At 73.5% G+C, this 13,565-nt stretch carries 8 protein-coding genes and 1 pseudogene; 3 read left to right on the forward strand and 6 right to left on the reverse strand.

Features of this window, described 5'->3' with window-relative positions:
• Both ABZ857_RS20950 and ABZ857_RS20955 read right to left on the reverse strand, forming a co-directional pair.
• Positions 1-1,019 (reverse strand): annotated as a pseudogene (locus tag ABZ857_RS20950) (hypothetical protein); the annotation flags it as partial.
• A complete protein-coding gene (locus ABZ857_RS20955) occupies positions 1,016-2,185 on the reverse strand; it encodes a glycosyltransferase (RefSeq protein WP_357045254.1) in 1,170 nt (389 codons plus the stop codon). The gene ABZ857_RS20955 and the pseudogene ABZ857_RS20950, both read right to left, overlap by 4 nt.
• Before the next feature lie 166 nt (positions 2,186-2,351).
• Here ABZ857_RS20955 and ABZ857_RS20960 point away from each other — a divergent pair, with 166 nt between their 5' ends.
• Positions 2,352-3,590 (forward strand): nucleotide sugar dehydrogenase, encoded by a 1,239-nt coding sequence (locus tag ABZ857_RS20960; protein WP_357045256.1) that lies wholly within the window; start codon positions 2,352-2,354, stop codon positions 3,588-3,590.
• A gap of 1 nt (position 3,591) precedes the next feature.
• On the opposite strand, the gene ABZ857_RS20965 is transcribed toward ABZ857_RS20960, so the two are convergent.
• Both ABZ857_RS20965 and ABZ857_RS20970 read right to left on the reverse strand, forming a co-directional pair.
• A complete protein-coding gene (locus ABZ857_RS20965) occupies positions 3,592-4,341 on the reverse strand; it encodes an SDR family oxidoreductase (protein ID WP_357045258.1) in 750 nt (249 codons plus the stop codon).
• Positions 4,342-4,417: 76 nt separating this feature from the next.
• On the reverse strand, positions 4,418-4,744 hold the full coding sequence (locus ABZ857_RS20970; protein WP_357045260.1) for a carboxymuconolactone decarboxylase family protein: 327 nt from the start codon (positions 4,742-4,744) through the stop codon (positions 4,418-4,420).
• A gap of 383 nt (positions 4,745-5,127) precedes the next feature.
• Here ABZ857_RS20970 and ABZ857_RS20975 point away from each other — a divergent pair, with 383 nt between their 5' ends.
• Together ABZ857_RS20975 and ABZ857_RS20980 are read left to right on the forward strand one after the other, a co-directional pair.
• Positions 5,128-5,802: a hypothetical protein gene (locus tag ABZ857_RS20975; RefSeq protein WP_357045262.1), complete on the forward strand. Its 675-nt coding sequence runs from the start codon at positions 5,128-5,130 to the stop codon at positions 5,800-5,802.
• 13 nt (positions 5,803-5,815) lie between these two features.
• Positions 5,816-8,788 carry an AAA family ATPase gene (locus tag ABZ857_RS20980; RefSeq protein ID WP_357045264.1) on the forward strand — a complete coding sequence of 991 codons (2,973 nt, stop codon included), beginning with the start codon at positions 5,816-5,818 and terminating at the stop codon, positions 8,786-8,788.
• Between the two features lie 99 nt (positions 8,789-8,887).
• Here ABZ857_RS20980 and ABZ857_RS20985 read toward each other — a convergent pair whose 3' ends face one another.
• Both ABZ857_RS20985 and ABZ857_RS20990 read right to left on the reverse strand, forming a co-directional pair.
• Positions 8,888-10,393 (reverse strand): aldehyde dehydrogenase family protein, encoded by a 1,506-nt coding sequence (locus ABZ857_RS20985; protein WP_357045266.1) that lies wholly within the window; start codon positions 10,391-10,393, stop codon positions 8,888-8,890.
• A 39-nt stretch (positions 10,394-10,432) separates the two neighbouring features.
• Positions 10,433-13,429 carry an AAA family ATPase gene (locus ABZ857_RS20990; RefSeq protein ID WP_357045268.1) on the reverse strand — a complete coding sequence of 999 codons (2,997 nt, stop codon included), beginning with the start codon at positions 13,427-13,429 and terminating at the stop codon, positions 10,433-10,435.
• Positions 13,430-13,565 lie beyond the last annotated feature (136 nt).

The raw sequence follows: 13,565 nt of genomic DNA on the forward strand, positions 1-13,565 counted from the left end.
CCCCCCCCCCCCCCCCCCCGCGGCCGGCCGTCAACCGGCATCAGGAAAACCCTCCACGCCCGCCTCGGCCACACGTGGAAGTCGTGCCGGAGGCGCGCACAGGAGGAGTCGTGCCGGAGGCGCGCACAGAGGAGCAGCGCGGCGGCGGTCGCGGCGGTGACCGCGGCCGCGGTCCCCACGGCCCCCGCGGGCACCCAGCCGAGCGCGACCGCGAGGCCGGCCGTCCCGGTGCCGGCTGAGACGCCGCACAGGGCGGGCGCCGCCTTCCGCGCCGGCGCCTGCCGCGAGCCCGCGCGCCGCGGCCGCCGGACGGCGTACGCCCCGGCCCCCACGATGGCCGCCAGCGCCGGCAGGAGCAGTCCGGCCGCCACAGTGGCAGGGCCACGCCCCGCCGTCAGCCCGGCAGCGGTGCAGGTCAGGACGAATCCGGCGAACAACGAGCCGGACGGCCCGAGCCGCACCCTGACGCGGGCCCTGCCGTACGGGAGGGCGCCGAGGCACGCCCCGGCCAGGGCGGTCGCGAGCACCGCGAGGGACGGGTCGCCCAGCACGAGCGCCGTCCCGGCGAGGAACACGCCGGTGACGGCGGCGACCGCGGCCAGCGCGCCGCCGAGCCGGTCGAGCAGCCCGTACGCGTTGGTCATCGCGACGATCCACATCACGCTGACCGGCCCGTCCAGCCAGTCGCCCGTCAGCGTCACCTGCACGCCGCACAGCACGACGCCGCCCGCCGCGACCGACTCCACGATGAGCCGTGTGACGAGCGGCAGCGCGCCCACGTCCGCGATGAGCCCGAGCAGCGCCACCGCCGCGGCGGCCAGCAGGACCGCGCTCACCCGACGGTCCGGCGGGCCCAGGGCCGTCATCGTGACCGCCACCGCGGCGCCCGCCGTGGCCGCCGCCAGCGTCACCCCGGTCAGGTAGGGGACCGTACGGCGCACCGGGCGCAGGCCCGGCACGGCGAGCAGGCAGGCGGCCGCTCCCGCGAGCACGGGCGCCAGCGCCGGAACGGGCGTCATCGGCTGCCCACCTCCGACCGCGTCGCGCCGCGCAGCGCCCGATACAGGGCCTCGGTGTCGGCCACCAGCCGGTCCACGCAGAACGCCCGCCCGGTCCACGCCCGGGCCGACTCGCCCATCCGCCGCGCCAGGCCGGGGTCCACCAGCAGCCGCACGACGTGGTCGGCCATCTCGTCCGCGTCAGGTTCGGTCAGAAACCCCGTGCGGCGGTCCATGACGACCTCGGGGACGCTGCCGACCCGCGTGGCCACCACCGGCAGGCCCGCCATGCCGGCCTCCACGAGCGCCAGCGGCGTGCCCTCGCTGTCGGAGGTGAGCAGCACGACGTCGGCCGCGGCGTACACGGTCTCGACGTCGCGCCGCCAGCCGAGCAGCCGGAAGGAGTCCCACATCGGCATGACGGCCCGCTCCAGCTCCTCCTTCAGCTCGCCGCTGCCGCAGACGAGGAACCGGGCGCCGGGCAGCCGGGCCAGGACCGCCTTGGCGACCTCCGCGAGCCGGTCGGGCCGCTTGGCCTTCTTCAGCCGCCCGACGTACGCCACGACCGGCGCGTCCAGCGGGACGCCCAGCGCGGCGCGGGCCCGGGCACGCTCGGGCAGCGGGCCGAGCCCGGCGCCGGGAGGGATGACGACGTACTGCTCGGGCCGGCCGATCCCGGCGGCGAGGAGGTCGTCGCGCACCCGGGCGCCGACCGTGACGAGGCGGTCGGTCATCCTCGCCAGCCTGCGCTCGATGCGGACGTAGACGGCCCGCCTGGGGCGGGAGAGCTGGCCGTCGAGGAGATGGCCGTGGTAGCTGTGCACCCGGGCCGCCCCGACACCCGACAGCCGCACCGCGAGGCGGCCGAGCGCGCCCGCCTTGGTGGTCCTCGTGTGCACGATGTGCGGCCGGAACTCGCGCATCGCGTTCGTCAGCCGGAACAGGGCACGGTAGTCGTCGGCCGGCTTGATCGCACGGCCGAGGCCCGGCACCCGGTGGACCGGAATCGTGGCGTCGCGTAGCTGCAGGTGGTCGCCTTCGCCGCCGTCGACGTATCCGGTGTACAGGCGGTGGTCGAACTCGACCGGGCTGAGCCGCTCGCACAACCCGGTGACCTGGGTGGCGGGACCGCTCACGTTCATCCGGGCGATTATCTCCATGACACGAATCCGGTCATCCGGTTTCATGCTGGCTCCTCCCTGATCATGTCGGAGAAGCTAGCCCGAGGTCACACCGCCGACGGGGTGCCCGGACGCCGGCGGAAGAGACTTTCCCCTATCCGTACCCAAGCCTTACAGCCGTCCCGTCCGCCAATCCCGGGGGCGGCGGCATGGGCGCTCCTACAGTCGTAGCGTGGCGGAGAAGCTGGTGGTCGTGGGCCAGGGCGGCGCCGGGCTGTCCCTGGCGATGCGCGCCGTGGAGGCCGGGTTCCGCGTCGTCGGCCTCGACGAGGACGAGTGGCGGGTCAAGCGGCTGAACGCGGGGGAGCCCTGCGCCGAGGGCGTCGGCGCCGGCGCGCTGGCCGCCGCGCACGCGTCCGGCCGGTACGCGGCCAGCGCCGATGCGGCCGACGCGTCCGGGTTCGACGTGTGCGTGCTCACCACACCCGTGCGGATGCGGAACGGCGCGGCCGACCTCGGCCCGCTCGGCTCGGCGGCCGGCCGGATCGCCCCGTTCGTGCGGCCGGGGGCGACCGTGGTGCTGGAAGGCACCGCCTACCCCGGCACCACCGAGGAGTTCGTACGGCCGCTGCTCGAACAGGGGTCGGGACTGCGCGCGGGGGACGACTTCCACCTCGGCCACAGCCCGCACCGGGCCGAGCCGGGCAACCCGCGGTGGCGGCTCGGCAACACGCCGAAGGTCGTCTCGGGCGTCGACGCGGCCTCGCTGCGGGCGGTGACGGGCTTCTACGGCAGGCTGGTGCGGGAGACCGTCCCGGTCTCCTCGCCCCGCGTGTCGGAGCTGTGCGCGCTGCTGGAGAGCGCCCGCGCGCACGTCGGCGCGGCCCTGGCGAACGAGCTGTCGATCTTCGCCGCGCACCTCGGCGTCGACGTGTGGGAGGCGGTCGAGGCCGCCGCCACCACGCCCTTCGGGCATGCCGCCGTGGCGCCCTCCCCCGGGACCGAGGACTCCTGCCTGCCGCTCGACGTGGCGTACCTGCCGTGGGGGATCCGGCGCGGCATCGGGCGGGGATTCCGCCTGGTCGAGGCGGCCAACGACGTCAACGCGCACATGCCCGCCCACGTGGTCGACCGGCTGTGCCTCGCGCTCAACCGGAGGTGCCGCTCGATCAGGGGCAGCAGGATCCTGCTGCTCGGGCTGTCGCCGGTCGAGGTCGCCAAGACGCTGTGCCGGCTGGGCGCCCGGGTGCGGGCGGCCGACCCCCGTGCCGCGGATTCCAGCGCCGACGACCTCGTCGTACCGGCCGGGGTCGAGGTGGTCGAGCCGGACGCGGCGGAGCTGGCCAGGGCCGACGCCGTCGTCGTGCTCGGCGGGCAGGACTGCTACGACTACGACCTGGTCCAGCGGGCCAGCCGGTTCGTCTTCGACACCCGGGGCCGCTGCCGCGGCCCGAACGTCGAACGGCTTTGACTCAGCGGTAGCGCAATCGCGCCATGCGGCCGACCAGGTTGAGCGGCAGGAGCCTGGCGAGCGCCGCGACCGCCTTGTAGCGGGCCGACGGGACGCTCACCCAGGCCCCGCGAGCCAGGTCGCGCATCGCGTCGGCGGCGACGCGGTCGGCGGACAGCCAGGCGAAGCGCGGCAGGCCGGACATGTCGAGCTTGGCCCGGTCGTGGAACTCGGTGCGCACGAACCCCGGGCACAGCGCCATCACCCGCACGCCGTGCCGGTTGACCATGTTGGCCGCCGAGGCGCTGTAGTTCACCACCCACGACTTCGTGGCGCTGTAGGTGCCGCCCGGGAGGAACGCCGCGACCGAGGCCACGTTGATCACCCCGCCCCGCCTCTTGGAGATCATGTACGGCAGGGCCGCCCGGGTCAGCCGCAGCACCGCCTCGCAGTGCAGCCGCAGCATCCGGACCTCGTCCTCCACGGGGGTGTCCAGGAAGCCGCCGTGATGCCCGAACCCGGCGTTGTTGACCAGCAGGTCGATCCCGGAGCGCAGCCGTTCCTCGGCCGCCGCCATCCCCTCCTCGGTGGTCAGGTCGGCGCACAGCGGCTCGACCGCCACGCCGTACCGCTTGTGCAGGGCCGCGGCGGAGGCGGCGAGCCGCTCCTCGTCACGGGCCGCGAGGACCAGGGAGAATCCGTCGGCGGCCAGGCGGTGCGCGAAGGCGGCGCCGATCCCGGCGGTCGCGCCGGTGATGAGTGCGGTGGGCATGACGGCAGCGTACCCACCGCACGGGTCGGTCCCGTCCGGCCCGTCGGTCCGGCCCGCCCGCCGCCCTCGGCGGCGGTCACACCTCGGCGGTGCGGCTGATCAGCTCCTCCACCTTCGCGCTGAGCCGGGCGGCGCGAGGCCATCCGGCGTACAGAGTGAGGAACACGACCGTCTCGCGCAGCTCGGCCGGGGTCAGCTCGCCCGAGCGCAGAGCGGTGTCGAGGTGCAGTCGGAGCATGTCGTCCATGTCCTGGCCGACGAGCAGGCCGAGCAGCAGCAACCGCCGTTCCCTGACCGTGAGGACCTGCCGGGACCACACCTCGGAGAACATGCGCTCCGCCGTCACCCCGAAGAAGCCGTCCGGCCTCTCGCCGGCGCCGTCTTCTTCGTAGACCTGCTTCATGTTCGCCAGCCCCTCCCACGGTGATTCCTGACGGCATGCATCAAGTTGTCGTGTTCGAGGCAGTCAGGTGTTACATCATCGGCTCCCGGGTCCGGGCGGCGGCTGTTGTGCCGGGGCCCGCTTTCGATCGTCGTCCATTGGGTATCGGCATCAGAGGTGAGTCCGCCGCCGCGATCGGCGTCCCGGTGCCGGGTCCCGCCGGTGAAGCGGGTGACCTCCGTGTAACAGGAGGAGCCAAGATCCGGGCAAGATTCGGTCTAGTTTTCCGGCGCGTCGCAGACTTACCGTGAGAAGGACAGTTGGAAAACGGGCACTACTACCTCGTAGACCCGCAAAGCGGAGGTTAGGCCCTGGTGGAAAGACCACGGGTAAGGACCGGGGTGGTGGGAACGGTCGTGGGGGCGGCGGTGGCCGCCTCTGTGCTGTCCGGCTGTGCCGGCCCCGACTACACCTACGTACGCGACGACGCGGGCGGCACCTACTTCAAGGTCCCCGCCTCCTGGCGGCAGATCGACCAGAAGAGCCTCGACAAGGAGGTCTTCGGCGAAACGGAGTCGGCCACCGCGCAGGTGGTGAAACAGCTGGTGTGGACGACGGCCTTCGACGCCCATGCCGAGCCGTCCGCGGGGCACCTGCTGCAGGGCTCGCCCGGAGCCGAGGACCAGCCGTTCGTCTTCGCCAAGGTGGAGAAGCTCACGGAGGACGCGCAGAACGCGGTGTCGCTGAACGAGCTGCGCAACTCCAGCGGGCTCTACGTGGCCGTGCCCGAGGAGACGCGCAAGAAGATGGAGGAGGCCACGGCCTACAAGGGCTTCGAGCTGCTGGCCGACGAGGTGCTGCCCGTCACGGACGGCGTGCGCGGGGTGCGTAGCGTGTTCAACTACCGTCTGCTGGGCGGCCCGGTGCAGACCTTCGACGAGACCGCCTACCTGTCCGCCGACGGGACGACGGTCTCCACCCTTCTCATCCGCTGCTCACCTTTGTGCTACCGGAAACGGGCCGCGGAGATCGACACCGTCGTCAAGTCCTTCAAGGTCAAGCGCCTCATCAACCCGTGAAGGAGCCCCTCACATGAGCACGGCCCTCCCACCGAAGCACCACGAGGGGCTTCGCGAGCCGGGGTCGGGTCCGGTGGACCGCGACCCCGTCACCAGGAAACGTCTGCCGCTGTGGGACCGGACGAAGTTCCTGATCCTGCTCGCCGTCGCGTTCGGCGTGCTGGTGTGGAACACCGTCGCCACGTACGAGGGCATCATGCCCCTCCGCGACGCCTTGGCGCTGACCGTCAGGGACGCGTCCTGGATCCTGTGGCTCGCCGGCGCCGAGGTGGTCCGGCAGGTCCACTTCCTGATCAGCGAACGCTCGGCCGGCTACCACCGGTTCTGGACGCAGAAGGTCTTCGGCGGCTGGAACCGATGGACCCACCGCAGGTTCAACGACTGGAACCGCTACCGCATCGCGCGGGCGATCAAGTGGGCAGTCTGGATCGCGGTCATCGCGCTGGTGCTCGGCAGGGTGCAGCAGGTCTCGCCGCTGCAGGCGCTGTTCAGCGTCCCGGCCACCGTGTGGGGCTTCCTCCCCATGGTCCTGCAGCTCGTGCTGATCATGGTGGTCGCCGTCGGGCAGTTCGTGGCGATCTTCTGGTTCCTCTCGAGGGGCGGCGTCGACGTCTACTACCCCGACGACATCAAGACGCGCTTCTCCGACGTCTGGGGCCAGGACCACGTCGTCGAGCGGGTCAAGGAGAACATCGTCTTCCTGGAGAAGCCGGACGAGATCGAGGCCAGGGGCGGCTACGTGCCCAGCGGCATCCTGTTGTGGGGCCCGCCCGGCACCGGCAAGACGCTGATGGCCGAGGCGGTCGCCGGCTCGACCGGCAAGCCGTACGTGTTCGTCGACCCGGGCGCGTTCATCAACATGTTCTTCGGCGTCGGCGTCCTCAAGGTGAAGTCGCTGTTCCGCAAGCTGCGCAAGCTGGCCCTGCGGTACGGCGGCGTCATCGTGTTCTTCGACGAGGCCGACTCGCTCGGCAACCGCGGCGCCCTCGCGCAGGGCGGGCCCGGCGGCTGGGGCAGGTCGGTGCCGGCGCCGTTCGAGGACGCGGGCTGCAACGGCTTCGCCTACCTCGACCCGCACACCCGCACCGTGCTCGGCCGTCACGCCGCCGGTCCGGCCGCCGAGGCCGCGCCCCCGCGGATGCCGCGCACCGGAGCCTTCGTCAACCGCATCGTGTACGGCGCGGGCATGGGCGGCGGCGGTGGTGGCATGGGCACGCTGGAGGCGCTGCTCACCGAGATCTCCGGACTGAAGAAGCCGCGCGGCTTCGTCAACCGCTACGTGCGCAGGCTGCTCGGCATGCGGCCCAAGCCGCCGCCGAAGTACCGCATCCTCATCATGATGGCCACCAACCTGCCCGAGGCCCTGGACGAGGCGCTGCTGCGGCCCGGCCGCATCGACCGCATCTACAAGGTCGGCTACCCCTCCAAGGCGGGCCGGATCCGCACGTACAAGGGCTACTTCGACAAGGTCAGCCACCAGCTCACCGACGAGCAGATCGACAAGCTCGCCACCATCACGCCGTACGCCACCGGTGCGACGATCAAGGACCTGGTCAACGAGTCGCTGATCACCGCGATCCGGGACGGCCGCGAGACCATCACCTGGTCGGACGTCATGCGGGCCAAGCGGCTCAAGCAGCTCGGGCCGCCCGAGGACGTCGAGTACATCGAGCGCGAGCGGCACGCGGTCGCGGTGCACGAGGCGTGCCACGCGGTCGCCGCCTACCGCACCCGCCACCACCTGGAGATCGACCTGGCGACCATCGAGAAGGGCGCCGACTATCTCGGCATGGTGGCCAGCATCAAGCCGGAGGACCAGTTCACGCGGTGGAAGTCGGAGTACGAGGCCGACATCATGGTGTCCCTCGCCTCGCTGGCGGGGGAGCGGATGTTCTTCGGCGAGGACAACTCCTCCGGCGTCTCCGGCGACCTGCAGAGCGCCACGGCGATCACCGGCCTCATGGAGGCCCACTGGGGCATGGGCATCGGGGTGGCCTCGCTGCCCGCCCTCCAGGAGCTCGGCCTGCGCGAGGGCAAGGCGGCCCAGCCGCAGCCCGGGGGCGGCGGCACCGGCTTCACCGGCACTCCCGTGGGCCGGCGCGACGAGATGGTGCCCGACATGCTCCCCGAGCGGATCGAGTTCAACCTCAGCCGGCTGCTGGAGAAGACGGCCGAACTGCTGCGGGAGAACCGCCGCGAGGTGCTGTCGGTCGCGCACGCGCTGGAGCAGCACAAGACGCTCAACGGTGACGACGTGGTCGCGGTCATCGAGGGCAGGATGGGCCCGCTGATCGACGGCACCGTCTACACCTCCGACGAGTTCTACGAGGAGATCGAGGCGTACCATGTGGCCGCCGCGACCGCCCACCAGGCGCACAGCGAGGTCCCGATCGAGCTTCCGCTGCCCCGGACGCGGGTGATCGAGGCGTCGGTCGTGGCGGCGTCCTCCGGCGGCGCCGCGCCGGTGCTGGTCGCCCCGCCGTCGAACGGCCTGGCCGGCGGCAACGGGCACGCCCCGGCGGTGCAGCCCGCGGAGCCGGCGCAGCCGGACTTCGTGCCGTGGAACGGCGCCCCGCCACCGGTCTCCCCGGTCTCGCCGCTCCTGCCGTCGCCCGCCCCGCCGTCCCGCACGTCGTACGGCGCGCTGTGGGCGGTCGTCGGCGTCGTCGTGGCGGTGGTGCTGCTCACGCTGCTGGGGGTGCTGCTGTTCGCCTCGCCGCGGGGTGTGGCGGGCGCCGGGGGCGCCGCCACCGTCGCGGGTGTGCCCGCCGGCACGGCCGTCCTGCTGGCCGTCGCGCTGGTCGCGGTGATCGGCGGCATCGCGGTCGCGGTCCTGCTGGTCCGCTCCCATCAGGCGGGGCGGCGGCGGGCCGAGGAGGCCAGAGACCGGGCGGCCGAACGAGCGCAGTTGCTCGCGGCGGCCATGGACCCCGAGGTCGCGATGCGGCTGCTCGGCTACGACGGCAGGCGAGGCCCGGAGGCCTGAGACGCCCTGCGACCCGATCCCCGGTGGGCGTGCCCCGCCGGGGATCGGCGATACCGCCTTCACCGCACCTTCCGCGGCCGGCGTCGGCGTCGTGAGCCGTCAGAGGCGGAAGCCCAGGTCGGGCGTGATCTCCGCCACGTCCATCTGGGCCTTCTGCAGGCGGCCCGAGTAGTCCCAGTTCATCGCCTGCCAGCGGGTGAACTGGTCGAGCACCCACATGCCGCTCTGCCTGCTGCCGTTGCCCGACTTGCCGTTCCCGCCGAACGGCAGGTGGGCCTCCGCGCCGGAGGTGGAGTTGTTGACGCTGACCATGCCGGCCGAGACGCCCTCGCGGAACCGGAACACCGCCTTCGGGTCGGTGGTGTAGATGGACGACGACAGGCCGTATCCGGGCCGGTTGGCCAGGTCGATCGCCTCGTCGAGGGTGGAGAACGTCGTCACGCCCACGATCGGGCCGAACGTCTCCTCCAGGAACAGCCGGTCGTCCGGGCGGACGCCGTCCACCACGACGGGGTGGTAGTACAGGCCCTCGCCGTCCATCCGGCCGACCGGGCCCGGCAGCACGGTGTGGTGCGGCTGGATCCAGCCCAGGTACTCCTCGTACCGTTCGGCGAATCTGTGGTCGAGCAGCGGGCCGTACAGCACGTCGCCGTTCGGGTCGCCGATCTTCGCGTCGCGCACGGCGGCGGTGAACCGGCGCAGGAACTCGTCGTGGACGTCCTCGTGGACGATGACCGTGCCGAGGGAGGTGCACCGCTGACCGGCGGTGCCGAACCCGGAGAACAGGGCGCCCTCGGCGGCGAGGTCGAGGTCGGCGTCCGGCATGACGACCATGGGGTTCTTGCCGCCGAGCTCCAGGCAGGGCGACTGCAGGTGCCGTCCGCACAACTCGCCGATGACCCGGCCGACCGCGCTCGACCCGGTGAATCCGACCTTCTGCACGGTGCCCTCGCCGAGCGCGCGGTCGAGGCCCTCGTACGTCTGGCCGCCGTCGGCGAAGACGACGTTGAGCACGCCGTCCGGCAGCCCGGCCGCCGCGAACAGCCGGTAGAACGCGTGCGCGGAGGCCGCGGCGTACTCCGCGGGCTTCCACACCACCGCGTTGCCGCACAGCAGCGCCGGAACCAGGTACCACGAGGGGACGGCCACCGGGAAGTTGCCCGCCGTCACGACCGCCGCCACGCCGACCGGGACGCGGAAGGTGAACAGGCTCTTGTCGGGCATCTCCGACGGCACGGTCTGCCCGTAGAGGCGGCGGCCCTCGCCCAGGAAGAAGTCGCAGGTGTCCACGATCTCGCGGACCTCGCCCAGCGCCTCGGCGTACGGCTTGCCGATCTCCTCGGTCACCAGCCGGGCCAGCGCCTCGGTGTTGGCCTCGACCAGGCGGCCGATCGAGGCGATCACCCGTCCGCGCACCGGGGCGGGGACACGCGCCCACTCCCGCTGGGCCGCCGCCGCGGCGCGGCAGGCGCCGGCGAAGTCGTCCGCGCCGGCGAGCAGGACGGTCGCCACGGTCTCCGCGGGCCGCGCCGGGTTGACGGACTCGTACGGCGTGCCCGAAGGGAGCTCCTCACCCGCCACGACGGAAACGATCTGCCGAGTCACCGCTGACCTCCGGAAATTGTTTCTGGTGCCGAGCCTCGATTACACAGTATTTCCGCCCGCGCTGCCCGTCGACAGCCCCTCCTGGAGGGCGATCGCGGCGGCCTGGGTGCGGCTGGTCACGCCGAGCTTGGCCAGGATGTTCGAGACGTGCACGCTGACCGTCTTCTGCGAGATGAACAGCCGCTCGCCGATCTCCCGGTTGGCCAGGCCGTCCGCGACGTGGGCGAGCACCTCCCGCTCGCGCGCGGTGAGCGCGGCCAGCCGTCCCGGTTCCCGCGCGGCTTCCTGGCCGTTCATGCCGGCCGTCCCGTTCCGCGCCCCGGGGACCCCCGGCGCGGGGTCGGTCGTGGTGGCCGTCGCGCCGGTGGTCGTGTGGCCGGTGGTTGTGGGATCGGGGAAGCCGGCCCGCGCGCCGACCGACCTGAGCGTCTCCAGGAAGGGCCGGGCTCCCAGCGTGGCGGCGACGCGCACCGTGCGCTCCCACTCGGCGCGGGCCGCCGCGCGGTCGCCCGTCCGCAGCAGGCTCTCGGCCAGGCGCCACCGCGACCGCGCCTCCTCGTAGACGAAGCCGAATCCGAAGGCCGCGGTGGCGCGCCGCCACACCTCCGGGTCCGCCGTGCCGTGGGCGCGGTGCCACTCGGCCTCCGCCCGGGCCAGCCAGGCGACCCCTTCCGGCCCCAGCCGGGCGCGCGGGCCGTTCGGCCCGTTCTCCGCCGCCCACCGCGCCCGCCGCAGCAGGTCGTCGCAGGGCTCGCCGGTCCGGCCGAGGTCGGCCAGCGCCCACAGGCCGGTGGCCGCGATGCGGATCACGCTGGGATCGAACGGCTCGAGCGCCGCGATGATCGCGTCGACGTGGTCGAGCGCGGTGTGCGGGTCGCCGCGCCACAGCGCCTGCTCGGCCGCCATGCCGCGCGCCATGTAGCCGACCAGCGTGTCCGGCCAGAAGCGGGACAGCCACCGCAGTCTCTCGTCGGCGCCCGGGCGTCCCCGGCCCACCTCCACGAAGAGGGCGAACGACGACAGCTGGGCCTCGGCCCGGGTGCCGACCCGGACGCCGAACCCTCCCGCCAGCCGTTCCGCGGTGTCCCAGTCGCCGTCCGCGTAGTGAACCAGGTAGTGCAGGAAGCGCAGGTCGGTGCCGAACGTGCTCCAGGCGAGCCCGGTCTCCCCGGCCAGCCGTACGCCGTCCTCGGTGATGCGGGCGGCCAGCGAGAGGGCGCCGTTCTCGTAATGGATGCGGGCGAGGTTGAAGCGCGCCCGCAGGTCGATGGACAGGTCGCCCGAGGGGCGGCGGGTGGCCCGCGTGAGCAGGTCGACGGCGCGTTCGACGCTGCTCCCGATCTCCTCATCGATCACGGCGAGCGAGACGAGGGCGCTGGCCTCGGCGTCGCGGGCGCCGGTCGCCTGCGCGACCTCCAGCGCCCTGGACGCCGTCGTCGCCGCCTCCCCGAAGCGGTACTCCCGGGACAGGGCGCGGGCGTAGGTGGCCAGGGCCCTGGCCAGCAGCGGGCTGTGCGGCGCGAGGTCCACCGCCTCCCGGGCCGCGGTGGTCGCCTCGGCCTCGTCGCCGCCCGCGTCCGCCAGATAGTAGGACAGGCGCTCACCGGTCTCGGCGATCAGGACCGGGTCGCTCGCCTCGCGGCGCAGCCGCCGCAACTGCTCCGCCGCCCGGTGGTAGTCGCCGCCCGCTGCCGCCGCGGCGGAGCTGGCCAGCGCGATCCTCGCCCGGCTCTCCCCGGCCAACTGTTCGGCCCCGGGCACCTGGTCCCAGACCTCCAGCGCCCGCTCGAAGTGCCGGTGCGCCTCCGCCGGCGCGCCGAGCCCGGCGGCCAGCCGCCCGGCCTCCACCGACGCACGCAGCGCGCCCGGCAGGTCGTGCCCGGCGAGGTGGTGATGGGCCAGCTCGGCGGGGGAGCCGCCGCGTTCGGCGAGCAGCGCGGCGAACGTGGTGTGCAGGCGGGTCCGCTCGCCCGGCAGCAGGTCGTCGTAGACGGCCTCCTGGAGGAGCGCGTGCCGGAACGCGTAGCCGTCGCTGCCCGCGGTGAGCAGCCGCCGCGAGACGATCTCGCGCAGCGCGTCCTCCAGCGGCAGGTCGCCGAGCCCGGTCGCGTCGCGCAGCAGGTCGTGGCCGACCCGGCGGCCGGCCACCGCGGCGACCCGCAGCACCTGGCGGGCGGTGTCCGACAGGGCCTCCACCCGCGCGAGCAGCAGGTCGGCGAGGGTTCCCGGCAGTCGCGCCCGTTCGGCGCCGGCCGCCAGCAGTTCCTCGGCGAAGAACGGGTTGCCCCCGGCGCGCTCGATCACGGTCGTCAGGCCGCGCTCCGCCGCCGATCCCGCGGCGCCCTCGCCGTACCGGTCGAGGGCGGCGAGATACTCCGCCATCTCGTCGTCGCGGAGCGGCGGCAGTTCGACGGAGGTGACCAGCGGCAGCCGCCGCAGGCCGGCCAGGACCGGGCGGAGCGGGTGGCGGCGGTGGAGGTCGTCGGTCCGGTAGGTGCCGACGAGGCAGACCCGTTCGCGCTGCAGCATGCGGGTGAGGAAGACCAGCAGGTCACGGGTCGAGCGGTCGGCCCAGTGGAGGTCCTCGAACACGAACAGGACCGGCTGCCGCCCGGCCACCTCCGACAGCATGTCGAGCACCGACCCGAACAGGCGCTGCTGGGCGAGCCCGCCGGTGGTCGCCTCCGCCGGGCCCGACTCGTCGCCGGGCAGCAGCCGCCGCAGGGCGGGGCGGGCCGCGGTGGCCGTGCCCACCGGGCCGCCGGGATCGGCGGCGGCGCCGCGCAGGGCGTCCGCGAGCGGCAGGTACGGCAAAGCGTCGCCGAGCTCGGCGCACTGGCCGACGAGTGTCACGAACCCCCGCCGCTGCGCGAGGTCGCAGAGCTCGGTGACGATCCGCGTCTTGCCGATCCCCGCGTCGCCGCCCACCAGGGCGACCCCCGCGAGCCCGGCCGCGGCGGCGTCGAGCACGCCCACGAGCCGATCGAGCTCGGCGGAACGCCCGATCAGCACCTTCTGCGGCGTACGCGCAACCACGCAGGTGAGTATGACACGCGGCTCCGACAGAACCGCCCCCGCGCTTCCACCTGCCCAGGGATCCGATGCGGCCGTACCTGACCGGCGAAGCGTTATCGGGAAGGCCCTGTAATTTTCAGCGACGTCGCTCCGGGCA

The sequence above is a fragment of the Microbispora sp. NPDC046933 genome, from assembly GCF_040644635.1.
Taxonomy (GTDB): Bacteria; Actinomycetota; Actinomycetes; order Streptosporangiales; family Streptosporangiaceae; genus Microbispora.

Coding starts and splice junctions, on each gene's coding strand:
- ABZ857_RS20955 (WP_357045254.1), bottom strand. CDS start 2,185: ATGAAACCGGATGACCGGATTCGTGTCATGGAGATAATCGCCCGGATG.
- ABZ857_RS20965 (WP_357045258.1), bottom strand. CDS start 4,341: ATGCCCACCGCACTCATCACCGGCGCGACCGCCGGGATCGGCGCCGCC.
- ABZ857_RS20970 (WP_357045260.1), bottom strand. CDS start 4,744: ATGAAGCAGGTCTACGAAGAAGACGGCGCCGGCGAGAGGCCGGACGGC.
- ABZ857_RS20980 (WP_357045264.1), top strand. CDS start 5,816: ATGAGCACGGCCCTCCCACCGAAGCACCACGAGGGGCTTCGCGAGCCG.